At 47.4% G+C, this 24,015-nt stretch carries 21 protein-coding genes and 2 tRNA genes; 6 read left to right on the top strand and 17 right to left on the bottom strand.

Annotated elements, in window-relative coordinates; genetic code table 11:
- Positions 1-468: 468 nt before the first annotated feature.
- The 8 genes from HQ48_RS03685 to HQ48_RS09285 all read right to left on the bottom strand — a co-directional run bounded on the left by HQ48_RS03685 (position 469) and on the right by HQ48_RS09285 (position 7,011).
- Positions 469-1,413 (bottom strand): ribose-phosphate pyrophosphokinase, encoded by a 945-nt coding sequence (locus HQ48_RS03685; RefSeq protein ID WP_044188842.1) that lies wholly within the window; start codon positions 1,411-1,413, stop codon positions 469-471.
- Positions 1,414-1,751: 338 nt separating this feature from the next.
- A tRNA-Glu gene (locus HQ48_RS03690) sits at positions 1,752-1,826 on the bottom strand.
- Positions 1,827-1,858: 32 nt separating this feature from the next.
- Positions 1,859-2,113, bottom strand: a complete 255-nt coding sequence (gene rpsT / locus HQ48_RS03695; RefSeq protein ID WP_044188835.1) for a 30S ribosomal protein S20 — start codon at positions 2,111-2,113, stop codon at positions 1,859-1,861.
- Between the two features lie 34 nt (positions 2,114-2,147).
- Positions 2,148-2,219: transfer RNA gene (locus tag HQ48_RS03700), tRNA-Glu, on the bottom strand.
- Between the two features lie 94 nt (positions 2,220-2,313).
- Complete coding sequence (gene lptB / locus HQ48_RS03705; protein ID WP_044188832.1) at positions 2,314-3,066, bottom strand: LPS export ABC transporter ATP-binding protein; 753 nt, start codon at positions 3,064-3,066, stop codon at positions 2,314-2,316.
- Between the two features lie 129 nt (positions 3,067-3,195).
- Complete coding sequence (locus tag HQ48_RS03710; protein ID WP_044231725.1) at positions 3,196-5,187, bottom strand: DNA topoisomerase 3; 1,992 nt, start codon at positions 5,185-5,187, stop codon at positions 3,196-3,198.
- 164 nt (positions 5,188-5,351) lie between these two features.
- The gene (locus HQ48_RS03715; RefSeq protein ID WP_152568302.1) at positions 5,352-6,827 is read right to left on the bottom strand and encodes a hypothetical protein; all 1,476 of its coding nucleotides are present in this window, start codon (positions 6,825-6,827) and stop codon (positions 5,352-5,354) included.
- 28 nt (positions 6,828-6,855) lie between these two features.
- Positions 6,856-7,011: a hypothetical protein gene (locus HQ48_RS09285; protein ID WP_160225906.1), complete on the bottom strand. Its 156-nt coding sequence runs from the start codon at positions 7,009-7,011 to the stop codon at positions 6,856-6,858.
- Positions 7,012-8,221: 1,210 nt separating this feature from the next.
- On the opposite strand from HQ48_RS09285, the gene rplM reads away from it, so the two are divergent.
- The 4 genes from rplM to tsf all read left to right on the top strand — a co-directional run bounded on the left by rplM (position 8,222) and on the right by tsf (position 10,961).
- Positions 8,222-8,677 carry a 50S ribosomal protein L13 gene (gene rplM / locus HQ48_RS03720; RefSeq protein WP_044188824.1) on the top strand — a complete coding sequence of 152 codons (456 nt, stop codon included), beginning with the start codon at positions 8,222-8,224 and terminating at the stop codon, positions 8,675-8,677.
- Positions 8,678-8,687: 10 nt separating this feature from the next.
- Positions 8,688-9,074, top strand: a complete 387-nt coding sequence (gene rpsI / locus HQ48_RS03725; protein ID WP_044188821.1) for a 30S ribosomal protein S9 — start codon at positions 8,688-8,690, stop codon at positions 9,072-9,074.
- 142 nt (positions 9,075-9,216) lie between these two features.
- Complete coding sequence (rpsB, locus tag HQ48_RS03730) at positions 9,217-10,038, top strand: 30S ribosomal protein S2 (protein WP_044231728.1); 822 nt, start codon at positions 9,217-9,219, stop codon at positions 10,036-10,038.
- A 98-nt stretch (positions 10,039-10,136) separates the two neighbouring features.
- Positions 10,137-10,961 (top strand): translation elongation factor Ts, encoded by an 825-nt coding sequence (gene tsf, locus HQ48_RS03735; protein ID WP_044231730.1) that lies wholly within the window; start codon positions 10,137-10,139, stop codon positions 10,959-10,961.
- A gap of 77 nt (positions 10,962-11,038) precedes the next feature.
- Here tsf and HQ48_RS03740 read toward each other — a convergent pair whose 3' ends face one another.
- The 9 genes from HQ48_RS03740 to HQ48_RS03775 form a co-directional block, all read right to left on the bottom strand.
- Positions 11,039-11,512: a S24/S26 family peptidase gene (locus HQ48_RS03740; protein WP_044231732.1), complete on the bottom strand. Its 474-nt coding sequence runs from the start codon at positions 11,510-11,512 to the stop codon at positions 11,039-11,041.
- A gap of 7 nt (positions 11,513-11,519) precedes the next feature.
- A complete protein-coding gene (locus tag HQ48_RS03745; protein WP_044231733.1) occupies positions 11,520-12,392 on the bottom strand; it encodes a hypothetical protein in 873 nt (290 codons plus the stop codon).
- A 46-nt stretch (positions 12,393-12,438) separates the two neighbouring features.
- Positions 12,439-13,305 carry a beta-1,6-N-acetylglucosaminyltransferase gene (locus HQ48_RS03750; protein ID WP_052408954.1) on the bottom strand — a complete coding sequence of 289 codons (867 nt, stop codon included), beginning with the start codon at positions 13,303-13,305 and terminating at the stop codon, positions 12,439-12,441.
- Positions 13,306-13,341: 36 nt separating this feature from the next.
- Positions 13,342-15,738, bottom strand: a complete 2,397-nt coding sequence (locus tag HQ48_RS03755; protein ID WP_044231736.1) for a GumC family protein — start codon at positions 15,736-15,738, stop codon at positions 13,342-13,344.
- A gap of 14 nt (positions 15,739-15,752) precedes the next feature.
- Positions 15,753-16,670 (bottom strand): polysaccharide biosynthesis/export family protein, encoded by a 918-nt coding sequence (locus tag HQ48_RS03760; protein WP_081969711.1) that lies wholly within the window; start codon positions 16,668-16,670, stop codon positions 15,753-15,755.
- A gap of 38 nt (positions 16,671-16,708) precedes the next feature.
- Positions 16,709-17,296, bottom strand: a complete 588-nt coding sequence (locus HQ48_RS03765) for a sugar transferase (RefSeq protein WP_044188805.1) — start codon at positions 17,294-17,296, stop codon at positions 16,709-16,711.
- Positions 17,297-17,401: 105 nt separating this feature from the next.
- Positions 17,402-18,523 carry a glycosyltransferase gene (locus tag HQ48_RS03770; RefSeq protein ID WP_044231740.1) on the bottom strand — a complete coding sequence of 374 codons (1,122 nt, stop codon included), beginning with the start codon at positions 18,521-18,523 and terminating at the stop codon, positions 17,402-17,404.
- Between the two features lie 336 nt (positions 18,524-18,859).
- Positions 18,860-19,027, bottom strand: coding sequence for a hypothetical protein (locus HQ48_RS09350; protein ID WP_160225908.1), 168 nt, complete (start codon positions 19,025-19,027; stop codon positions 18,860-18,862).
- An 11-nt stretch (positions 19,028-19,038) separates the two neighbouring features.
- Positions 19,039-21,663 carry a DUF5686 and carboxypeptidase-like regulatory domain-containing protein gene (locus HQ48_RS03775; RefSeq protein ID WP_081969712.1) on the bottom strand — a complete coding sequence of 875 codons (2,625 nt, stop codon included), beginning with the start codon at positions 21,661-21,663 and terminating at the stop codon, positions 19,039-19,041.
- A 722-nt stretch (positions 21,664-22,385) separates the two neighbouring features.
- Here HQ48_RS03775 and HQ48_RS03780 point away from each other — a divergent pair.
- Together HQ48_RS03780 and HQ48_RS03785 are read left to right on the top strand one after the other, a co-directional pair.
- The gene (locus HQ48_RS03780; protein WP_036847871.1) at positions 22,386-23,621 is read left to right on the top strand and encodes a site-specific integrase; all 1,236 of its coding nucleotides are present in this window, start codon (positions 22,386-22,388) and stop codon (positions 23,619-23,621) included.
- A 17-nt stretch (positions 23,622-23,638) separates the two neighbouring features.
- Positions 23,639-24,001: a hypothetical protein gene (locus HQ48_RS03785; protein WP_036847875.1), complete on the top strand. Its 363-nt coding sequence runs from the start codon at positions 23,639-23,641 to the stop codon at positions 23,999-24,001.
- The last annotated feature ends 14 nt before the right edge of the window (positions 24,002-24,015 follow it).

Consider the following 24,015-nt stretch of genomic DNA (forward strand, 5'->3'; position numbering starts at 1 on the left):
TTATTTATCAACCAAATCTAACAGCAAAATATTTTTGAGCAACTGACAGTTAGGGGTATCAGACTACACACCTATTTATTAAATACTAAGCACTTACAAAACAACAAAAAATTTTTATATCAATTACCAAATTTACTTGAAAACCAAGAAGAAGTTACAAAAGAACACGGCGAGGAATGCCTGCGCATACACAGCAAATAGCACCAAAAACAAAGACAAATCAGCAAAACAAGCAGAGAAAACAGAAAAAACAACCCCNCAAAAGAACACGGCGAGGAATGCCTGCGCATACACAGCAAATAGCACCAAAAACAAAGACAAATCAGCAAAACAAGCAGAGAAAACAGAAAAAACAACCCCTCTGCAAGAGGAAAGGCATTAGCACAACACAAATAAAAAGACTGGGACGACGAAAGCCCTGCTTCAGCCGTCCCAGTCTTGAGCTAATTTATATAGCATCTCTATACCCTAGATTGAATAGAGGATACTGATAGATTCGTGATTAATGACGCGTTTGATCGCCTCTGCAAAAACATTGGCTACGGAAAGCACCTTGATTTTGCTGCAAGGCTTGCGCAAGGGAATTGAGTCGGTGAAGATCATTTCCGAAAGAGCCGATGCCTCAATACGCTCAATAGCAGGATCGCTAAGTACTGCATGTGTAGCCAATGCGCGAACACTACGAGCTCCGCTCTCCATCATCAAGTCGGCTGCCTTAGTAATTGTACCAGCTGTATCGACAATATCATCCACAAGTAGCACATCCTTACCCTCCACATCTCCGATGATGCGCATCTCGGCTACTTCATTCGCCTTGGCGCGGTGCTTATGACAAATCACCATAGGAACACCGAGGAATTTGGCATACGAATTGGCACGCTTGGTACCGCCGACGTCTGGCGTAGCCATCACCGTATTCTCCAAGTCGCAAGTTGAGCGAAGATAATCTACAAATACGGTAGAGCCATAGAGATGATCCACTGGCACATCAAAGAATCCCTGAATCTGGTCTGCGTGCAAATCCATCGTGATCAGACGAGAAATACCAGCAGTGCAGAGCATATCTGCAATCAGCTTAGCACCGATAGAGACACGGGGCTTATCCTTGCGATCCTGACGAGCCCAACCAAAATAAGGAATAACGGCTGCAATGTAGTGAGCTGATGCACGCTTGGCAGCATCAACCATAAGCAGCAACTCCATCAAGTTGTCCGTCGTAGGATAGGTAGACTGCACAAGGAAGACATCTTTACCTCGGATGCTGTCCTTATAATAAACAGAGAACTCTCCATCGGCGAAGTGCTCTACCTCCATATCACCGAGCTTGCATCCAAGCCCTTCTGCGATTTGCTCTGCCAAGTGGAGCGAGGCCGACCCGGCAAAAATGGCGAAATTATTAGGATTTGTATTCATTGATTTGTGAATGATTATCATCTACTCCTTACCTCCTACAAAGGTAGTGCTTTATCCTACAAGAATAAAAAATTTCACAAGCATTTTTACCTTCCACTAGAGCTAACGTTAAAACGAGTTTATCCCACTCAATAGATCACCAAGAGGCAGAGGAGATGTAGGGAATAAACAGATTGATTTTACATAAAGGATTAAGCCTCAGTCTATCCCACTCATCTGCTCAAAATGCTTTTATGCCGCAGCGCCCCACTAACAAACGACGGAGCTATTACATCAAACAAACCTAAAGGCACAAATACAGAAAAAGTCTTCTCCAAAAAATAAGAGAAGACTTAGTTTGGTAGCCCATAGGGGAATCGAACCCCTCTTTCCAGAATGAAAATCTGGCGTCCTAACCGATAGACGAATGGGCCAGCCTTGAAGCACCCTCTAGGGATGCGGTAGATTAAGCGAGCTTGAGAACCTGCTTTGCCAGTTTGGACTTCAGGTTAGCTGCTTTATTCTTGTGGATGATATTCTTACCAGCTAGACGGTCAAGCATAGACGCCAGCTTGGGTAGCATCTCTGTAGCTTGAGCATGATCGGTAAGAGCACGGAACTTACGCACAGCATTGCGTGCTGTCTTTGCGTAGTAACGATTGTGCAGACGACGAGCGTTCGTCTGACGAATTCTTTTGATCGATGACTTATGATTTGCCATTTCTGCTTCTTTCTACTTTTATTTCTTATTCTTGTAGCCCATAGGGGAATCGAACCCCTCTTTCCAGAATGAAAATCTGGCGTCCTAACCGATAGACGAATGGGCCAGCCACTCAGCAATCACAAGGCCATTCCCTGAATTGCGAATGCAAAGGTAAAGCAAATATTTGGATTACGCAAAACGCCAGCCAAAATATTTCACTAACTAAGTGCCTCCAAGTCGAAATTTCGGCGTCTTAGCTCGAAGTCTTTACCTAGATATTTCTCTCTCACAATCTCATTCTCGGCCAACTCCTCTGCTGTACCTTGGAAAAGCACCTTGCCCTCAAAGAGCAAGTAAGCCCGATCTGTAATACTTAGTGTTTCGTAGACGTTGTGATCCGTAATGAGAATACCGATATCCTTATGCTTGAGTTTGGCGACAATGGCTTGAATATCCTGCACCGCAATAGGGTCTACCCCTGCAAAAGGTTCGTCTAGCATGATGAACTTAGGGTCGATAGCCAAGCAACGAGCGATCTCAGCTCTACGACGCTCCCCACCAGAGAGCCTATTACCATGATTGGTACGCACCTTCTCTAGACGAAACTCACCGATAAGCTCCTCTAGACGCGCTTGCTGCTCAGCTTTGGTACGCCCCGTGAGCTCAAGGACGGACATAATGTTATCCTCCACACTCATCTTGCGGTAGATTGATGCCTCCTGAGCCAAATAACCAATCCCAGCACGCGCCCGCTTATAGACGGGATACTTAGTAATATCCTGCTCATCGAGAAAGATGCGCCCGGCATTGGGCACAACGAGCCCTACAGTCATATAGAAAGTTGTCGTCTTACCAGCTCCATTGGGACCTAGCAAACCAACAATCTCCCCCTGCCCCACCTCAATGGAAACATGATTAACCACCGTACGGGCTCGATATTTCTTGACTAGCCCCTCAGTTCTGAGTATCATCTTTACTATATATAATAATGTATATCACCCTGCGATAGGACTCGTCGGATTACGACACCCCACCTCTAAGGCTCCATAAACAACAAAGGTAATGCAAAATATCCACGCCCTCGGCCTTACTCAGCGAGGCTACGAAGCACCCAAAGCCTGCTCGTACTCCTCGAAGCTCATACGATAGTCACAACCCGAGGCATACGCACTACAGCCGTAAGCCGTACGCCCACGAATAATCCGCCCCACTCCACATCGGGGACATAATGGAGCGATCGGCTCGTTTGGCACGGAGGTGACGGCTGGAGGTATGGACGAGCGCCCCGACATAACCTCAGTCACTAGAGCGACAACCATCTCCTTGAGCGAATGAATGAAGTCTGCCGCAGCAAGCTCTCTGCGCTCGATCTGGCGGAGCTTGTACTCCCACTGCCCCGTAAGTTCGGCACTCTTGAGTAGCTCATAGTTGATCGTCTGAATCAGCCCTATCCCCGTGGCGGTAGCCTTGAGCTGACTACGCTTCTCCTTGACAATATAACCACGCCTAAAGAGCGTCTCGATGATATTGGCACGTGTAGACGGACGACCAATACCATTCTCCTTCATTACCTCTCGCAGCTCCTCACTCTCGACCAGCTTACCCGCTGTTTCCATAGCTCTGAGGAGCGTTGCCTCGGTATAGGGCTTTGGGGGGGTTGTCTGCTTCTCTCTGAGATCCGGCTGATGCAGACCACTCTCGCCCTCAACGAAGGCCGGCAATACCTTATCACTATCTTGCTCCTCGGCTTCCTCATCCTTATCACCCTCAATCTTCCCAGCCTGAGCCTTGTCTTGCTCGAATACGACACGCCAGCCGGGCTTGAGAACCTCTCGCCCACTGGTCTTGAAGCCGACCTCCTCCACCCGAGCCTGCACCGTAGTCGTGCTGACTTCGCAGTCGGGATAAAAGGCGGCAATGAAATGGCGCGCGACAAGGTCAAAGACCTGCCCCTCTCTCGCAGACAAGCCATGCACGGGCTGCCCCGTAGGGATAATCGCATGGTGGTCGGTTACCTTACTGTTATCGAAGACCTTCTTACTCTTACGAATGGTTTTCTCCGCCACAATCGGGGTAGTCAGATGTCTATAGGTAACCAAGCCCAGAAGGATATCACGCACCTTGGGGTAAATATCATCGCTCAGATAAGTGGTATCTACACGAGGATAGGTGGTGATTTTCTTTTCATAGAGGCTTTGGATTGTGGTAAGTGTTTCCTCGGCCGTCATACCAAACTTCTTATTGCAAGCTACCTGAAGGCTCGTCAAGTCAAACAGCCTTGGCGGAAGTTCCTTGCCAGCCTTCTTCTTGACCGAGGTAATCGTCAGAGGTCGATCCCGGATAACCTCCAAGGCCTGCATCGCCTTGACTTGATCCTGATGCCGCCCTTTCTCAGCACTGAAGACTACCTCTCGGTAGAGCGTCTTAAGCTCCCAGTAAGCCTCGGGCTTGAAGTGTTCGATCTCCATTTGACGCTGCACAATGAGTGCCAATGTCGGGGTCTGTACACGACCAATAGAGAGGACTTGGCCACGAGGAGCATAGCGCACCGTATAGAGGCGTGTAGCATTCATTCCCAGCAACCAGTCACCTATGGCACGAGCCAACCCAGCCTCATAGAGCGACTGGAAGTCGGAGGCATCACGCAGATTCTGGAAACCCACTCGAATTGCCTCGTCCGTGAGCGATGAGATCCATAGACGCTTCACGGGTACAGAGCACCCCGCACGCTGGAGCACCCAGCGCTGTATTAACTCTCCTTCTTGCCCAGCATCGCCGCAGTTGACAACCATCGTGGCGGTCTGCATCAGACGTTCGATAACCTCGAGCTGCCTCTTGTAGTTATCTATATCAATGGGCTTGATGCCAAACCTATCAGGGATCATAGGCAGAGCCGAGATGCTCCACTGCTTCCACTCGGGGTGGTAGTCGTGAGGCTCCTTAAGTGTACAGAGATGGCCAAAAGTCCAAGTTACCTGATAACCATTCCCCTCCATATACCCCACACCTCGCTCCACGACACGCCTATTCGCCCCAAGCAGGGCGGCTATATCTTTGGCGACACTGGGCTTCTCTGCGATGCAAACGATCATCCGTATCTATGCTGATATTCTATCTCTCTTGATCTATGTTGTGACAAAGGTACGCATCAATACCCAATCGCCCACGTAGAGGAAAAAGCAAACTACCGAGAGCGAAGATATGGTTATCGCCCTCGGTAGTTCAGATTTCGACCAATTATCCCCAAGAGGGCGGCTTAAATCCTGCCTTTCTCTACAATAGGGACGGTAATCAAGTAAGCCTTACCTTCCTCAAAATCAACCTCAGCCCCACCCGGCTTCTGCGACAAGACCACCACTTTGGATACAAGCTGGCGGCCAGGCTGGTCTGCGTATTCATAAACCACTTGACAACGAGTCTGCTTAGGGCCTGTGTACGATTGATCCAAGTCAATAGCCCCCCAAAGATAGGCACGACCACGAGTCGTTGCATCACGAGCTACGTCCATCTCCTTAAGATTATTTCGAGCATCACGAAACTTGAATTCATACATCGCTTGGCGCAAAAGGTTGGACTGCTGTTCATTTTGGCCTCTCGCAAAGAATGGCACACCTACTTGATTGTCAAATGTGGAGTTTTTGACATTCTTATATCGACTACCTAGAATGCTTGGCCAAAGCTCGTAGTACCCCGAGTAAGCAAGCCGACTACTCTTGGTACGCAGGCTTTTGATTTTTATTGCCTTCCCTGTATCATTCTTGAACTTAAGGGCTAGCAAGACTCCTGCCATCTTGAAGCGTGCCTCAATAGCACTACCATGAGTGAGGCGATTCTCCCGATTCTCTGTTGTAACCTTCTCTCCAAAGCGACTAAAAAATGGCAGCTCAAAGATTTTAGGATTAGACTTGTTTTTATAATAACCACTATGATCATTGGGTTCATAGCCACGATCCGTTTTTGTCGCTATCTCAGCCATACTCGTGGCAGACTCACCCACTACATAAGACTCCCCATCTTCGAGATACTTTAAGGGTGGCAAATTAGGGACAATGGCCTTATTCTTGTCTGTACTCTCTGCGTTGTGCGTTACAGGGAAATAGATGCGATGAATACTTACCGTAGTCCGAGAGGCCTGTTGAAGTGGTGGATTGAGTGCTATGAACGTATTATACTCTTGCCCTGAGCGGAACGCGTCAAGCATAGAATTATGTTTATTAGTCGAGGTCGCTCCTCCCTGTACGTCGAAACCAATCAAAACACGATACCTGCCATTACGATTAATGATACGAGAAACCCCTTTCTGGTTACGACTGATAGAGGTATTGCTCATATTCTTACCCGCATGGCTATCCATCTTTGCTGGATCCCCACTATCCTCCACGTAGATCCGCACCGCTTCACCATATTGATCTACTCCGGGTCCCTTTTGCCCTGCCTTTAACTTCTCTGTAAGACTCTGCGGGAAAAGCCACACCACCGACACAAAAGACTCGAAGCCTTTCTCCTTGACCACTGGCAGATCAATCTTGGGGTACTCTCGATCGTTGGGTTTGAGTGTAAAGGCCCTGAGGTTGTCGTCCCCTTCCATATCGACCCACTCAGGCTGGGCTACACTCCCCGAGATAGAGAAGGAGAACTTCTGCGGAGAAGCCACATCTTGTTCCTTGCTACAAGCAGCACCAAGCAAAAGAGATAGCGCCAAAACACTTGATGTATATATCCAATTCCTCATAAAAATAACATCATTGACAAAAAGTTAATTACAAATCGCCATCTACAACCACTCCCTCATGCGAACCACCCTCTTCATAGTCGTAAGCATCTCCTTGGATTGACATAGAGGCGAGCAAACTCAAAGCGCCAACAAGCCTACAACCGCTCACAACCTTGGGAGCGGCATACTTTTCTCTAAACAAAGACCTTGCATTGCTGTCATTCATAAATCTACAAAATAATTCTGAAACTAAAGTACGCATTAGTGCATCTAAATCTATCCCTCCAGCAAGCTACGAATGGGCACAATCTCCTACCCCCAATACAGGTTTACTGAAGCTGAGGTCATACCCCAATGCGTTACCATACATTCTACACTCTCTGAAAGCAGATCCGAGGTGCGAAGATAAAGCAAACAACTCAATAAATAAAATAATTACCAGTAAACACCAAAGCATTAAAAATGCCTAAAATCAATCAAATAAGCTAAAACGCCTTCAGATAATTACCGTCTTATCATAAATAATTACACTTGAACCCACTCTCACAGCTAAACAGCAGCATCAAGCAGAAAACAAATACAGATTTTAACAGAAAACGACTACAAACAGCATCGACTGGCACATCGTAACTGAAAGGGCGGACAGCTGACGTAAATTCGAGCAGACCTCATATTTACCCCCTAGAAGGCTCCACACGGCACGCACCCTCATTCTGGCACTTACTCCCAGACGAACCAATATAGCCACCTAAAGCAAGGAATACATAATAACCTAGCAAAGAAATAGATAAAACAAACACTCCGACGATTTCATCTAAGACAAAGGACAAATTTTAGAGTTTCTTCCCATCAATCTTTTGGAATTAGTGGACACATCAACGAGGATTAGTCCACTCATCTCTGAGGATCTTCCCTACAACTTTCGCAAACCATGGCATCAAACTTTAGAAACCCCGACTCCGTTTCCCGAAATTCCTCAGCAAGTCTTTTACACTCCTTAACCAAAAGATAGCAGAATCGCCTTGGGTTACGCCAACTCTCCCTGCTGCGCACAAAGCCATATCTAAACCAAACGACAACCAACAACGGTGATAGACATCAGCCTCAGCTTGGCGTATCCACAGATAGCCTAGCATATATTTTCGAGATGCTCCCTCCCCCCCCTCAATGACAAGCAGATAAACAGAAGATTGTCATTCGGATTATTATTCGTACCTTTGCACCGCTAAAATTATCAATATAGTGCTAGGAGTCTACCGCTAAGACTTGATTTCCTAATCCTACACATTAATATATGTATATAGCATACGAGTGGCTGGCTTGTGTCCGAATAAAGCCGCTGCAAGTATGAGGGAGTTAAGTAGCAAGCAGGAGGCTTCGTCTATTAAAAATTAACAATTAACAAAAAAGAAATGGACACTTTAAGCTACAAGACCGTTTCTGCAAACAAGGCAACTGCAAACAAAGGTTGGGTAGTAGTCGATGCTGAAGGTCAGTCACTTGGACGTCTATGCTCCAAGGTGGCTAAGCTCCTTCGTGGCAAGTACAAGCCTAACTTTACGCCTCACGTTGATTGCGGTGACAACGTTATCGTGATCAATGCAGAAAAGGTAGTGCTCACTGGTAAGAAGTGGGACGACCGCGTTTATCTCAAGTACTCAGGCTATCCCGGCGGACAGCGTGCATTCAGCCCTCGTGCTCTTCAGGCCAAGGGTAGCGATCGCCTCTTCCGCAAGGTGGTTAAGGGTATGCTCCCAAAGAATCGTCTTGGCGATAAGATCATCGGCAACCTCTACGTTTACGAAGGATCTGATCACAAGCACGAAGCTCAGCAACCACGCTTCGTAGATGTTAACACCCTAAAGTAAGACAAACGACATGGAACAAATCAATGCTATTGGCCGTCGCAAGGCCGCCGTTGCCCGTGTGTATGTATCTCTAGGCACTGGTAAGATCACGATCAACAAGCGTGACATCGCTACTTATTTCCCATCGTCTATCCTTCAGTATATCGTGCGTCAGCCACTCGCTACGCTCGACGCTGTGGAGAAGTACGACATCAAGATCAACCTCAAGGGTGGTGGTTTCAAGGGTCAGAGCGAAGCAGCTCGTCTAGCCATCTCTCGTGCACTGGTTAAGATCAATCCAGAGGACAAGGCAGCTCTACGCGCCGAAGGCTTCATGACTCGCGACGCTCGCACAGTAGAGCGTAAGAAGCCCGGTCGCCCCAAGGCACGCAAGCGCTTCCAGTTCAGCAAGCGTTAATACTCTGTCGCCTAGTGATAGGTGCAGACTATTGTCGCGTTTAGTATCTAAATCGTCAGGATTACGAGCATAATACTTAGCTCAGTACTACCTGTCGGTTGAAAGTATTCAATACATTAATAGAACGTAAACGAAAACAATCATGTCAAAGGTTTCATTTGAACAACTCCTCAACGCTGGTGCTCACTTCGGTCACCTCACTCGTAAGTGGAATCCAGCTATGGCTCCATACATTTTCATGGAGCGCAACGATATTCACATTATCGACCTTCACAAGACAGTTGCCAAAATAGACGAAGCAGCTGAGATCGCCAAGCAGATGGCCAAGAGTGGGAAGCGTATCCTATTCGTAGCTACCAAGAAGCAAATCAAGGGTTCTGTAGGCGAACTAGCTAAGAGCGTTGGTATGCCTTATGTGACGGAGCGCTGGCCCGGTGGTATGCTTACCAACTTCCCAACGATCCGTAAGGCCGTCAAGAAGATGACCCTCATCGACAAGATGACCAGCGACGGTACTTTTGATAATCTCTCTAAGCGTGAGAAGCTCCAGATCACACGTCAGCGTGCTAAGCTGGAGACGACTCTAGGCTCTATCGCCGATATGAATCGTCTGCCATCTGCACTCTTCGTTGTAGACGTGATGAAGGAACACATCGCTGTAGCCGAGGCCAATCGCCTAGGTATCCCTGTGTTTGCTATTGTGGACACCAATAGCAACCCCAACAATGTAGACTACGTTATCCCTGCCAACGACGACTCTGCCAACGCAGTAGAGCTCATCGTAAGCGCCATGTGCTCTGCTATCGCAGAAGGCCTACAAGAGCGCAAGGCTGAGGGTAAGGGCGAAGCTGCAGAAGCTGGCGAAGAAGAACCACGTCGCATCCGTCGCGGACGCAGTGGTGCTCGCCGTGAGCGTGGCGCTGCTCAAGAAGAAGCCGTAGCAACAGAAGAGCAGGAAGACTAGGATTCTTAATAAAGCTCGGAGGCTACCCCATAGTGAGTAGCCTCCGAGTCTTCTAATAAGAAGTAAGTTAAACCAAACAAAAGATATTAGATAATACAATGGCTGTATCAATTCAAGACATCGCCAAGCTCCGTAAGATGACGGGTGCTGGTATGATGGACGTCAAGAAGGCCCTCGAAGAAGCAGCAGGCGACTTCGACAAGGCTATTGAGATCATACGCAAGCGTGGTCAGGCTATCGCAGCTAAGCGTAGCGACCGTGACGCCGAAGAAGGTTGCGTACTAGCTGCTCACGATGGCGACTTCGCTGTAGTGGTAGGCATTAAGTGCGAAACTGACTTCGTAGCCAAGAATGAAGACTTCATCAACCTAGCCAAGGCTGTACTAGCTGTAGCTACTGAAAAGCGTGGTGCTAGCAAGGAAGAGATCCTCGCTGCCCCCATGGCCGATGGTCGCTCTGTACAGGAACACATCACCGAGCGTAGCGGTGTGACGGGTGAGAAGATGGAGCTCGGCATCTACGAGTTCGTTAAGGGTGCTGCTGCCACTTCTTACATCCACCCCGGTAATATGCTGGCTACGATCGTTGCTTTCAACGAAGCTATCGACGCTCAGGTGGCTCGCGACGTAGCGATGCAGATCGCTGCTATGAACCCAGTTGGTATCACTGAGGCTGATGTACCTGCCGAGATCAAGGAGCGTGAGCTCGAGATCGCACGTGAGAAGGCTCGCGAGGCTGGCAAACCAGAGAACCTGATCGACCACATCGCTCAGGGTGCGCTCAAGAAGTACTACAAGGAAAATACGCTCCTAGAGCAGGAGTTTGTTAAGGACAACAAAAAGACTATTGGTCAGTACCTACACGAGCAGACCAAGACGCTTGCTCCAACGGCATTCTACCGTGCTTCTCTAGTAGCAGAGTAATGATCCTCTAGCTCAGTCAATCAAAAAGCCTCGGCTCCCACAAAGGAAACCGAGGCTTTGCTTTTTCGTTCCTCTTATCAAGAAGAGATCGAGTTCAGCCGACGATAGATACGCAGCAAGGCACGCCGTAGCAGTGGGTGCCTAGGCCACAAATGCTCAAATATAGCCCAACGCTTAGAGCCACGCATCATCATCTTGCCATTGCGCTTTACGCCAACGAGCTCAGCCAACACCTGAGATTTGGTGCAGAGCTCTATCTGATATGGATTGCCGTCACCTCGCAAAGTTAGTTGCTCCCCCTCCATTTTGACTATTCGATGAATGACATATCTTTTGTCAGAGAGCTTGACCAGAACTATTCGCCCCAGCGATATACTATCTACCGATAGAGGCGCCAGAAGTAGGGTGTCCCGCTCCTGCCAGATCATCGGAAGCATACTCCAGCCCTTAGCAAATATCGTTACCCGCTTGCCCATTTCAAGCTCTTTGAGGATTTGGGCAAAGAACACCTCGTTATCGAGCACAAGCACACGGCTCAGGCGCGTATCCATAATAATACTAAAGCAAAGATCTAGTCAGAGAAACAGCCTCCTCATCTGGCCTACAGTCTAATCGGTATACGGGTACTCGCTCCAAAACATCAGCAACAGTATTGAACACTTGCTCTCGAACTCTAGTCTCGGAGAACATAAAAGCCGAGGAGGAAAAGAGAGAATCGAAGGCCTGAAGTGTCGAGAGCTTTGTGAGTTTATTCTCTGGGCTTTGGCGTAGATGTACAAATGCCACAGCTTCGGCCCAACGATCCTTGTAGCAGGGCGTACTACCACTCCACGGACAACCGTAGACCCTAACCGAACCATCAGGCATAACCCGAACGATAGGCTCGTCATCATTGAGCAGAGTAGCCTCAGGCACAAACTGACGCCACAGACGGCTATGAGTACTTTTCCCCGTCCCGCTAACGCCCAAGAAGATCAAAGCTCTTCCATGAAGCTCCGTCACGGAGGCATGTACCTTGAGCATACGAAGTTCCGAAGTCACGATGCTGAAAGCAATCATGATAAGACGATCAATCAAATAGCGAGCTCTCTTGTTAGTCAGCGAAGATCGGCAATGGAGCTGACGCCAGTTGGGGCTAAAGCAGCCAACCTCCTCTACGCCCAAATGCATCATCTCTATGCGTATATCAGCGTTAGTTCGCCTATATACCCGGGAATGGTAATAGATATCCTCGACTTCCTCCAAGAGCTTGTCGTCTACAGATGAGGTACAAGAGCAGTCGCCCCATACCTCAACCAAAGGCTGCACTCCATCGGGAAGGCAGGCTTGGCGAAAAGCTTCATAATTCGGCAAGATAGCTGCCGTAGCAATAGGGTCGAGTGTATTGAGCACGAGATACTGCTCTGCAATGCGATAGATCAACTGAGGCATAGTCTAGGATTAAATAGTTGAGGGAATAGAGAAAGATCAATCAATATTACTTCGCAAATTCTTTTTGTATGAAGTCAATAATCTCACGATCCACTTCGGAACTAAATTTACGAGCGAACAACATATCAGACGCTAGCAAGAAGTCCTTATCCTGCATCGTATAGGTATCAGGAGAAACGGCTCCAGTCGACCATCGGATTTCCCTCATCGCAGCATGGTCGTCAGGTGAAGAAACATTAATCTTCTCTCGAAAAGGTGATTCCAATAGAATCGTCTGGAGAAAAATCTCTTCACCATTACGGGTCCATCTAAAACGCCTCAAGACCTTAGATTTCTCCTGCAAAAGGGTTCCAATGGCTCCATCTGTTATGCTAACCCAATTGGCTCCTTTTTTGTAGAGGCGCCATGGATATGATCTAGCACCTAGAAGAAGATAAAGAACATCCGAAATAATCCTCCTAGCTTTAGCAATCAAGATGCTAAGTAATCGACTTGGGATTTTCTCATACTCCATAAAGAAATGATATCGACTTACCTTATAGTAAGCATCTGCGTTATTATCCTCAGTTCCCCAGTAAGAAACAAACTCAGTTCCTTGATGCTCATAGAAGAAACGATGGATATAGTCTTGAGGCTTAATGGGCAAGTCTGCCCCAGAAAGCAAGTGATAATAAAGGTACCCTCCTCTACGATAAGCCTCCTCAAACAGGTTATATTCTACTTCTATCAAGTTAGCATGTCCCCAGCGAGCATCGATACGTTTATCTAGAATATAGAGATTGGCATGCACTACAGACAAAAAAGAGGGAGAAAACTCTTTCCACTTCTTATCTACATGAAGATAGATATCGTTCCGCTCATCATCAAGCATACGGACAAGTACCTGTAACAGGTACTTGTCCGTATGTGCCATAATGAGATAACAGTGTTTAGCAGACCTCATAGGTAACTATGATTTTCTGAACCGAGAGAAAATACCACTCCGCTCTTTCTTATTGCCATAACCATAGCCATAACCATAGCCGTAACCATAGCCGTAACCATAACCGTAACCATAACCGTAGCCCTTATTCTGAGAGGAGATCCCGTTAAGTACTATGGCCATATTATTTAATATCTTCTCGTCATAGAGGAGCTGTAAATCTGGCAATACTCGTCGGTCTACAGTACCTGAGCGAAGAATGAACAATGTCAAATCAACAACCCTATTGACAATCGTAGCATCAGCAACAATACCAAACGGCACACCATCAATAAGAACATAGTCATACCTCGCGCTCAGCTCATCCATAAGAGCATCTATTCGCTCACTCATTAATAGCTCTGCAGGGTTAGGAGCAGAACTACCAATTGGGATAACATGAAGGCTCGGGCAGTTCTTATCTTGACGCAGAACATCCTCTATTTTGATAGAATCGTCGGATAGATAGTTCGTCATTCCTCGTCCGGACATCTCTAGGCGTTTACTCATCATCCCCTTGCGCAGGTCTAAGTCAACTATCACGACTTTCTTGTCTGCAAAGACAAGGCTTCTTGCCAAATTATAAGTCGTGAAGGTTTTCCCCGCATTAGCACCAAAAGACACACACATGATGCGCTGCCCCGAAGTTCTTCCATACTTCTTCATAAAACCCATATTCGTACGAAGCACTCGGAACGCCTCCGTAATGGCGTCAGACCCCTGAGGCTCTACAGCCACGAAGAGATTCGTATCCGACTGTGGGATATCGCCCAAATAAGGAATGCTGACACGCTCCAAGACGTCTTTGCGTGTACGGACCTTAGTATCTGTAAGGAGCTTTAGAAGGAAGAAGGCCGTCGGAATAAAAAGTCCGATTGCAAAGCTAATGAGCAACGTACGTGTTGTATTTGGGCTAATAGGGCTATTCGACCCTGTATCAAAATCCATAACATAGGCATTGTTACTCTGAGCTGTCTGAGCCAAAGTATTCTCTTCCCTTTTGGATAGGAGCTGGGTATAGAGAGCTTCCTTCATTCTCTGCTGACGCTCAATGTCAAGCCACTGACGCTGCTTATTAGGAACCGTCATCATCTCGACCAGCCCTTGTCTATTGCGAATCTCAATTTCTCTAAGCTGTAGATCAAGTGACTTGATATAGCCCTCTAAAGTATGCCTAATCGACATTCTCGTCTGCTCCATAGCCTTGGCGTATTTCTGAACCATGGGGTGGTCTTCCATGCCTCCAGTAGTAGCAAGCCAACGATCATACTCAGGTTTAACTTGGTTATATGCTGTGATAGCAGTTTCCAAGGCTGCATTATTCAAACCTATATTTTGCGGCAGATATTCATTCCTTTTACTTGGATTGTTGATAAAATCAAGGAAGTATCTAGCGAGGCGCTTCTGAGCATCTATTTCAAAAGAAGCCTCATGCCCTGTCTGCGCTCTACTGGTGTATGCTCCAGCCACCACTTCGGGAGCAATAAAGTTATTAGCCCTTTGGAAGCTATCAATATTACTCGCCAACGCATCTAGCTCCTCACTCAAGTTAGCAATGCGCTCATTGATGAATCGAGCAGTATTGACAGCAATTTGGTTACGAACGCTACTTGTTTCTGCATTGTAAGCATCAACGATTGCTTCAAGCAGGTCGGTTGCACGTTGCTTGGAGTTATCCGTAAGCGTTAGGCTGAGTACTGTAGCCCTATTCTCAGGTTGTCCAATAAACAAACGGCCTTGATAGGACGCAGCCAAATCCTTTACTGGCAAGCGAGTTATCTTAATAGCTTTATTAGGCCACGGCTCATTATAATCCTTAGACGGAACTACAATAAGCCGACTCTTCTCGTATGTCACTTCCTCCCCCAACTGTACCTGCTTAGTTTCTCCTCCTTCTCGGCTCAACACAATCGAAGAAGCATCCTTGTATGTGACTTCAAACTGATGGTATTTATCCAACGAATCAGCAAAGGTAACCTGTATAGGAGCCGATTTGTACAATTCAATAGGGCGCAAACCATCTATGATGCCGTAATGGACATGGCCATTAATAGCCTTTATAGCATTTGCGATTACGACACGAGAGCGTAGTTGAAGACGCTCGTTCTCTATATTGACACGGCTACGTCTACCGACCAAATCAAGGTCAATAGAAGTACGCTGAGCCGGATCTCGCACGATGACCGTCACAACGCTTTCATAAGTATAAGCCTGCTTAGCAGACTTATAATACATATAGCCCGTACACAAGAGGATTGATAGTAGGAACCACTTCCAGTAGCCAAGGAGATAGAAGAACAGGTCAATCAGATTGATATCCGCGACGACTGCTCCTGCGGATTTGGTTTGCTTCGAGGAAGACTGCGGTGTAATAGCTGGAGTCATACGACGTATTCCTTTTACTTAGCGAGTTTAACCAGCGCCACTAGCGCTGTGATAGATGATATGGTTGAGAATACATACCCACTAAGCTGCATAGCTCTGTCGATAGTTTCCACATTGCGGTAGCGAGGCTGAACATAGACAATGTCATTAGGCATGAGATAGAATGCTGGCGATTGATAAACATCGACAGACGTAAGGTCTAGAGCATAGGTTTTGTAGCCTAGTGCTTCTTTACGAATAACCTTAATTTTATCCACCCTTGAGTTCTGAGGCAAATCTCCCGTCATCGCAATAGCCTCTAGAATATTGACCCGATCTTGAGCCTCTACACGCAACACACCTCCTCGAACCTCCGAAAGAGGCGTGAACATGGAGAACTGGGCTGCCTGCCCTTGGCCTCCAGCTTGTCCTTTGCCTTGATTGGCGATAGCACCAAGGAGATATATTTTATAGTTAGCTAGAAACACCTCAATCCTAGGATCCGTCAGGTATTTGCTCTCAATGATCAGTCCCTCAAGCATGGTTCTAATCTCTGGGAGTGTTTTACCCGCAACTTGCACCTTACCTAACACAGGGAAATTTATACTGCCGTCCAAACCGACCAAATACCCCAGCCTACGCTGCCCTCGGCTATCCTCATCAGAAAGACCTTGAGTTGATGTCGGTCCTCCAGTAAGGGCTGTGAGTCCTCCACCTGCATCAAAAGCGCCACCATTGAAAGGGGCAGCAAGTTCGGGGAATGCACTCCCTACATATATACTAATACGATCGCCTGAAGAAATGACGACCTCGTTATTATGCAATACGGCATATTGCTTTGCGTAGTCTACGTCCTGCATGTATGCAAACTGCTTCGGTGCATCACAGCTCGTTCCCAAAAACAGGATGGAGAGTAGGCAAATAAGGGTTGATCGGGTTATCAGTTTTATCATAATTGTTTACTTAACCTCTAGATACAATATTATCTGAACTAAAATTTCTTCCCAAAGATAATAGAAAATGACGTAAGAAAGATAATTTTAACATCCGTCCACATCGAAACACTCTCCAAGTACTGTAAGTCATAGTCCAATCGGCGAATCATCTTTTCTATCGTATCTGTGTAGCCATTATACAAGGTGGCATACGAAAACAGGCCCGGTCTTAGGGCATACAAGCGGACGTAATCTGGGCGGCGCTCCATAATCTGCTTGATATAGAACTCCCTCTCGGGTCTCGGGCCAACGAAAGACATATCACCCTTCAGGACATTCCAGAGCTGAGGGAACTCATCTAAATGATGAGCTCTAATGAATGCCCCTACCCTCGTAAGACGATCATCTTTCTCTCCCTGACAGAGCCGAGCACCTTCGTCCTCTGCATTCATCTTCATAGAGCGGAATTTGTACAAGACAAATGGGCGCCCCTTATATCCAATCCGCTCCTGACTATATATAGCAGTACCCGCCCGATCCTCGAGTTTGATAGCTATCGCTATAATCAAGATCAGCGGCGAGAAAATAATCAAAGAGATCAGCGCTAGAAGAAAGTCAAATATACGCTTAAGTATCAACCCCATAAATAAATTTTAATAGTAACCTAGATCTATGTTTGAGGCCACAAAATTACACTTAATACGACATTATATCAAGAGCATAGAGCAAATCTCCTACAGGCGAAGGTCCTACCACGCAAGGATTCTGCGATACTGCTCGAACAATCCAGCCTGCATCTTTTCTCTTGTGAATAGCTCCAAATATCTCTTTTTTGCGCCTCGGCTCAATTTATCGTAGAGTTCTTCGCTGGAGCAGATAGTCTGAATGGCATCTGCTATTGCCTGAGCATTTTTGGGGGCGACATTGAGTCCGGACTCTCCATGTGCATTAACCCAAGAGACCCCTGACCCCTCGATCTTTGTCGCTATAATAGGTTTCCCCGCAGACATGGCCTCAACCTGAACGATCGCATAGGCCTCTGTCTTGATCGTTGAGCTCAAACAAAACACATCACAAGCAGCATAGTAGGCAGCTTCCAAGTCATTGGGGATAAAGCCAAGGATACGCACCTTCTCGGACAAGCCCAAGTCTGCCACACGGCGTTGCAGACTAGCCTTGAGGGGACCACTACCTCCAATCAAGACAACATAGCTATCATCAAGCATCGTGGCCGCATCAACCAAGTATTCATATCCCTTATAGGGGACCAGACGTCCCATGGAGTAAACAATCTTTTTGCCAGCGTACTCATTACGAATGGTTGCAATGACACCATCATCGGCGACTCGCTCACGCACGCCAATAGGCAGGTAGCTCACCTTCTCTTGCACTTGCTTGAGATAGGGCGACTCCTGTACGTAGGTAGGCGTAGTGCCAAGAATAAGGTCTGCCCTATTGACAAGCCACCTCTGGAGCGGCAGGTACAACCTAAGTAGAAACCGCTGTTTGAGGATATCGCTATGCCAATGCAACACGACCTTCCCTTTGTAGTCGGACAAGAGCAGGGCCAATGTAGCCATCGGATCTGGGTGATGAATGTGTATAATATGGTAGTCATGGCAGATCTCTCTCAATTTAGAAATCATATCTGGAGAAATCATGGTAGCCGACTTATTGGCGATGGTCTTTGTCTTAATAATCTTACTGTATGAATTTAGCCGAGTTTCACCCACTTCATCATCGGCCGAAGCACAGAGCATATCACAATAAACATTGCCAGCGGATAACCCTCTCACGAAAGCCATCATCACCTTCTCTACCCCCCCCTTGATAGGATGAAACTTGCCAAGCTGAAGTACCTTTAGTTCCATAAACACACGTTATTTCGCTTCTGCTTGACAAAGATATGCATTTTGAGAGATCTATCACAAGGGATATCAAAAAGACTTAATTTTTTTTGACAAAGAAAAACAATTATTCATCCCTCCGTGAGCAATCTTGTGTTCTTTTGGGCTGACTTCATTGGATTGCTCTAGCAATCCGGGAAGATCCCCAGTCCATTTTACCAATATCTAATGGCGCTCTAGGCCTTACCCAAGGCATTTGCCCAAGCCCCTATATCAGGCGTCTAAGCACACCTGAAGATAGAAGACGAAGAACCCAACACTCACAAACATAGTTTGCCCTCGGCTACTTTACCGCTAGGCTTAGTCCTCTCGACGAGGGCGAAAGGTATGGAAGGTTGCAAGGGCTATCATGATGATAAGTGGGATCGTTACCTTGGGCTCTGCACGTAGCCGATCCAGTATGAGTGCGACAACCAATAGGAGGATACCAGCTAGCCACAAGGCTGTACGCTTCTTTCTGTTGATCATACCTTGGTCTTCTAGAATGTAATTTTCGTTTGTACACGTATAGCCTGCCTATGAGATACAGGCAAATGAGGATCCGTTAGGCGGTAGAAATAGTCCACACGCAGGATATTGAAGATATTCTCCACTCCAGCACTCAGCTCTAGATGTAGATGATTGTTCATCGGCCGAGCAAACTGTGGCAAGTACTCTGCCCCGACACGAGGCTTGCGAGCATCGGCCGACATATCTCCCCAAAAGCCATGCAAGCTAACAACTTCTCTTAGATTGAGGTATTTGACCAAGGGGAGCCTACTTAGAAGCAGCCCATTGAGGTGATATGTACCTTGGAAGCGCAGATAGCGATCGGCGATGTACTCCAGAGGTTGCAGAGTCTGGAAGGCTCCGCCTCGCAGAATCCAACCAGTATTGGCCGTGGGGTAGAAGAGCGAAGTTTGTGGAGCTGCACCGAGGGCAATACCTGCATTGACCTCTGCATCAAGACGCCCGAAGAGCGATAGATGGATCCGCTGGCTGTAGCTACCCGATAGGTGAGCATACGTTTGCATATTACCGGGGAGTCCCTTGGGGTATAGGCTGAGCGACACCCCAAAAGATGGACGATAGCGAGTGAGATCGAAAGACTTACCTTGTCGTACCTGCCTAAATCTCCCTCCTCCGATCGAGAGATTAGCACCAAGGTTGATTGAGGTCTGAGCAATATGATCGACACTCTGCGGGACGAGTTGCTCATCTAGGCGGTAGTAGGCCAAGTCCCCCGTAGGCACCTTACGTATATATTGAGCCGAGATCGAGGTACTGAGCTGGTCTGTCCAGTCTTTGACGTAGCTAAGAGCATACTTATCACCATAGAAACGAATCCGATTGTCAATGTTGCCAAGTAGACTGGCCAAACCGTCCTTAAACATAGAGCTGCCCTCATCTCCGGGGATAAACAAATCTCGGTGGGCCGTCAGCGAAATATGATCACGAGGATGCTCAAAGGCGTGATAGTTGCGCCGCTTGGGAGTGAAGGTCGCTTGGGCATAGTACTTCCACCGCTGATCTCGCAGACCATAGCTAGCATAGCCCTCGAGGAAGAGGTGTTGCATCAGATTGGCAGTGGTCATTCCTCCAAGCCTTAGCCGTACACCCTCCAGCTGATTGTACCCAACCAATGTTTCGTATGGACCCAGATCGAACTTGATGCGCTCCTTATTGAGAGGTTCTAGGGGGATCGAAAAAAAGCCAGTGGCGAAGAGGCGACCAATTGAGCTAAGGATATTGAACCCTCTGTGAGTCTGCAAATAATTGACGAAGTCCACCGCCTTCTGTTCCTTGCGAGAGAGCGCCTGAGGGCGCTCTACAAGCCCATAGTTACCCGGCTTGATGAGCATAGCCGCTAGGCGCTCACTCTCGGGCAGAAGGCTCCTCGGATCTAGATACTCGGCCCGAAGCGCATCTTGCCCGAAGCGATAGCTATGGTAGTCACGCTCTACCTCAACCTCTAGTCCCTGCTTGATGAGCCCCGTAGGCTTGAGCACAAGCCCTAGCTTTTTGGTCTTGGGGAGCCAAACTTCTCCTCGTGGCGTCTGGACGGGAGCGAAGGAAGTGGAGATACTCATGCGCTCCACCCAATTGACGCTCGCCACGTTGGGGAGCGTCATCTCCACATGGCGCATGGAGAGCTGTACCGTATCGATCCAGATATGCCCATTCATACCCACACTCCGTGGGTTCATAGGCCTAAAATGCATCAAGAAGCAAGGCGCCCCTTCGTAGCTAACAGTATCTTGTATATAGTACTTATAGAAGTGTGTTGCCCACTGCCTGTTGAGCGGGCTGGGGAACTCCGTCAGCAGGAGCTGGAGATTATTGTCATACACATCGAAGTCTGCTAGCAGCATATCAATGCTGTTGGTCGTTCCCCCCTCGTCCATAGCAGCCTCTACACCATGCAGACGACGCCCCGTGATCACTGGCAGCAAGGAAGATCCGCCCCGTGCGGCAAAAACGGTCTGCTTCTCCCTCAAGGAGAGGGGCATAGTAACAGAGCTAATGAGGGTAGCCGAGTCCCTAAACCGATCCGCCACCTCGGCTTTGAGGCCAAAGTATCTCTTCCCCGGGCGAGAGCCTACTTGAGAGATCAAGATCTTCTCATACTCTTGATAGGAGTAGTCCTCAAATGCAGCGACTCGGTTGCGATCCTTAGCCTCGATAACACGCTCCATGAGCATAACGGCTGGATTATTTTTGCGCCTATACCGCTCCTTGCGTGGGCGCACAACCACTGCCTCGAGCTCGTCATACGCCTCCTGTAGAGCGATCCGCCCCAGAGCAGGTCGGCTATCTTCTCTCCAAGTGTACTCAAGGCTTTTGTAGCCCATAGAGCTGAAGAGGAGTTTGACTCGTCCTCGGCTCACAGACGCCGTGGGGAGCTCTAGTCGAAAGCGCCCACTAGCATCACACGACGTGCCGATACCCTTCTCTCCTCCCTGAACCAGTACGTTGGCGTATGGGATCGCTTCTTTGGTTTTGGCATCAACAACCTGACCGCTCAGAGTCTGAGCCTCCACCATATCAATACGGCAGAGGCAGAGTAATGAGGTTATCCAGAAAATACACTTCCACCTTATAGAGTTTTCGATCCTAGAAGTCATTGACAATCCAATCTATTCAAATACAAAATCAAATGCAAAGATATCTAAAAAGCAATCGCCCCTTAAAAACGCATCTTGATCCCCCCAAATTGTCCCGCCTCAAAATGCTTGAGCATACCATAGGGCGAGAAGCACAATCGACAATGGGCGTAAAATCTGTAGCGTTCCCTCCCAATCCATACCAAGGGAGCTACCACTTGTCCTTGTAGGTACCCATGAAGTAGAGGAACGAGCTCTTGAAAGTGAAGCGACTCGGTACGGAACTCTGAAAGTAGTAGAAACCACTCTGCTCCTTGACACGACGGCACGTTTTGGCTTAAAAACACAAAAGTTACACCTGTGCATTCGTCTACTTTTATGTAAAAATCTATCCTCAAGGTTCAAGAAAAGGCGAAATGGCGCAAATAAATTGTGAGTCAGTCAGTTTTGGATTTTAAGCCATTTGGCGGAGAACTTCGAAAAGACGGATTTATGCCACCTCCGGACAGAGCAGCGTTACCAAAACATTACCACCTCCTTTGCAAGTGAGGGTTGGGAAAAGCGGTAACGAACAGCGCAATATCCGACCTGAACTTCGGGGATTACCTCCTGCAAAGGTACTTCGATGAAAGGAAACAGGCAAATAAATTGCGGACTGCTTCTTTACCATTGAACGACAATGTTTTGCGTAGCAACAAATAACCTGACAATAAATAGTTTTGTAAACCATAAAAGTCAGAGTTATGCGTAGTACGTTTAAGGTTCTGTTCTACCTCAAAAAGAACGCTCCCAAGAAGAATGGTTCCGTTCCCGTGATGTGTCGTATCACCATTGACGGCACCATTGCCCAGTTCAGTTGCAAATGCGACATCCATCCCGATTTGTGGGACATCAAGAGCAATCGCGCTTCTGGAAAAAGTACCGTTGCGTTGGAAACCAACCGTTTCTTGGACAAGATACGTGTCGGTATCAATGCCAAATACAAGGAGATAGCCGAGCGGGATAACTATGTCACTGCCGAGAAAGTAAAGAACGCTTTCTTGGGTTTGGAAATGCGGCATGAAACCTTGCTGAAAGTCTTCGCGCAGCACAATGAGGACTTCGCCAAACTGCTCAATGCCGGTTTGCGAAGCAAATCTACCTACGAAAAATACTGTACGGTCTACAAGCATTTGGAGGAGTTCATCAAGATGCGTTACCATGTCAGCGATATTGCTTTGAAAGAACTCACTCCGCCTTTCATTACGGACTTTGACATCTTCCTGCGCACCGAAAAGCAATGCTGTAACAATACGGTATGGATTTACATGATGCCCCTGCGCCGTATGATTACCATTGCCCAGAACCACGGATGGATAGTCCGTGACCCTTTTGTCGATTACAGCATATCTGCCGAGAGTACCGATAGAGATTATCTGACGAAAGAAGAGATTCGCAGGCTGTTGGATTTGAGATTCCGCCGCAAGTCGATGGAGCTGGTTCGGGATTTATACATCTTTTGTTGCTTTACAGGTTTGTCCTTTACCGATATGAAGAACCTGACCAAGGATAATCTTCAAACCTCCTTTGACGGGAAACTCTGGATTATGACCAAGCGACAAAAGACAGGGGTGGAGTCCAACATCATGCTCTTAGATATTCCTAAGCAGATTATCGAGAAATACGATGGTATGGCGAATGATAATTTGCTTCTGCCCGTTCCGACGTATATAACCGCTTGCAAGAACATCAAGAAAATCATCGGACTCTGCGGTATCGAAAAAGAGATTACGTGGCATACCAGTCGCCATACCATGGCAACGGAAATCTGCCTGACCAACGGCGTTCCTATCGAAACCCTTTCCAAGATGCTCGGACACACGAATATCCGCACCACGCAGATTTACGCCAAAATCACTCACGAAAAGGAGAGTCGGGACATGGCGGCACTCTCCGATAAACTGAGTAAGGTAGAGCAGTTCAATGAGATCACGATATAATACAAGAAGGACAAACGATGAAAAGAGAAATCATAACCATTGGAGAGGGCGGAAAGGTACATATTCCGACAAGCCCTGTTTGGATGTCGGCTTGTGAAATAGCCGATTTGTTCGGCGTATTCTCCGGTAAGGTAAGCAACCACATCAAGTCTATCTTCAAAGAGGGCTTACTCAGGGAAGATGAGGTGATGCGAAGGTTAATGTTTAAGGACGGTGCTGTAGATTTATACAATCTTGAAATGATAACGATACTATCGTTTCGATTTGCCTCTCCAGAAGCCAAGAGCTTCCGTAAATGGATAATCGGAAGAGTGACCGAAAAGAAGAGAACAAGTTCTCCGCTACTTGTGTGTTATGGCAAAGGTGGATGGTACAACTGAATATGAGAACAGGC

Source organism: Porphyromonas sp. COT-290 OH3588 (genome assembly GCF_000769075.1).
Classification (GTDB): Bacteria; Bacteroidota; Bacteroidia; order Bacteroidales; family Porphyromonadaceae; genus Porphyromonas.

Bases quoted from the DNA above. Each gene is read 5' to 3' on its own strand.
- HQ48_RS03685 (WP_044188842.1), bottom strand. From the start codon at position 1,413: ATGAATACAAATCCTAATAATTTCGCCATTTTTGCCGGGTCGGCCTCG.
- rpsT (WP_044188835.1), bottom strand. From the start codon at position 2,113: ATGGCAAATCATAAGTCATCGATCAAAAGAATTCGTCAGACGAACGCT.
- lptB (WP_044188832.1), bottom strand. From the start codon at position 3,066: ATGATACTCAGAACTGAGGGGCTAGTCAAGAAATATCGAGCCCGTACG.
- HQ48_RS03710 (WP_044231725.1), bottom strand. From the start codon at position 5,187: ATGATCGTTTGCATCGCAGAGAAGCCCAGTGTCGCCAAAGATATAGCC.
- HQ48_RS03715 (WP_152568302.1), bottom strand. From the start codon at position 6,827: ATGAGGAATTGGATATATACATCAAGTGTTTTGGCGCTATCTCTTTTG.
- rplM (WP_044188824.1), top strand. From the start codon at position 8,222: ATGGACACTTTAAGCTACAAGACCGTTTCTGCAAACAAGGCAACTGCA.
- rpsI (WP_044188821.1), top strand. From the start codon at position 8,688: ATGGAACAAATCAATGCTATTGGCCGTCGCAAGGCCGCCGTTGCCCGT.
- rpsB (WP_044231728.1), top strand. From the start codon at position 9,217: ATGTCAAAGGTTTCATTTGAACAACTCCTCAACGCTGGTGCTCACTTC.
- tsf (WP_044231730.1), top strand. From the start codon at position 10,137: ATGGCTGTATCAATTCAAGACATCGCCAAGCTCCGTAAGATGACGGGT.
- HQ48_RS03740 (WP_044231732.1), bottom strand. From the start codon at position 11,512: ATGGATACGCGCCTGAGCCGTGTGCTTGTGCTCGATAACGAGGTGTTC.
- HQ48_RS03745 (WP_044231733.1), bottom strand. From the start codon at position 12,392: ATGCCTCAGTTGATCTATCGCATTGCAGAGCAGTATCTCGTGCTCAAT.
- HQ48_RS03750 (WP_052408954.1), bottom strand. From the start codon at position 13,305: ATGGCACATACGGACAAGTACCTGTTACAGGTACTTGTCCGTATGCTT.
- HQ48_RS03755 (WP_044231736.1), bottom strand. From the start codon at position 15,738: ATGACTCCAGCTATTACACCGCAGTCTTCCTCGAAGCAAACCAAATCC.
- HQ48_RS03760 (WP_081969711.1), bottom strand. From the start codon at position 16,670: ATGATAAAACTGATAACCCGATCAACCCTTATTTGCCTACTCTCCATC.
- HQ48_RS03765 (WP_044188805.1), bottom strand. From the start codon at position 17,296: ATGGGGTTGATACTTAAGCGTATATTTGACTTTCTTCTAGCGCTGATC.
- HQ48_RS03770 (WP_044231740.1), bottom strand. From the start codon at position 18,523: ATGGAACTAAAGGTACTTCAGCTTGGCAAGTTTCATCCTATCAAGGGG.
- HQ48_RS09350 (WP_160225908.1), bottom strand. From the start codon at position 19,027: ATGATCAACAGAAAGAAGCGTACAGCCTTGTGGCTAGCTGGTATCCTC.
- HQ48_RS03775 (WP_081969712.1), bottom strand. From the start codon at position 21,663: ATGACTTCTAGGATCGAAAACTCTATAAGGTGGAAGTGTATTTTCTGG.
- HQ48_RS03780 (WP_036847871.1), top strand. From the start codon at position 22,386: ATGCGTAGTACGTTTAAGGTTCTGTTCTACCTCAAAAAGAACGCTCCC.
- HQ48_RS03785 (WP_036847875.1), top strand. From the start codon at position 23,639: ATGAAAAGAGAAATCATAACCATTGGAGAGGGCGGAAAGGTACATATT.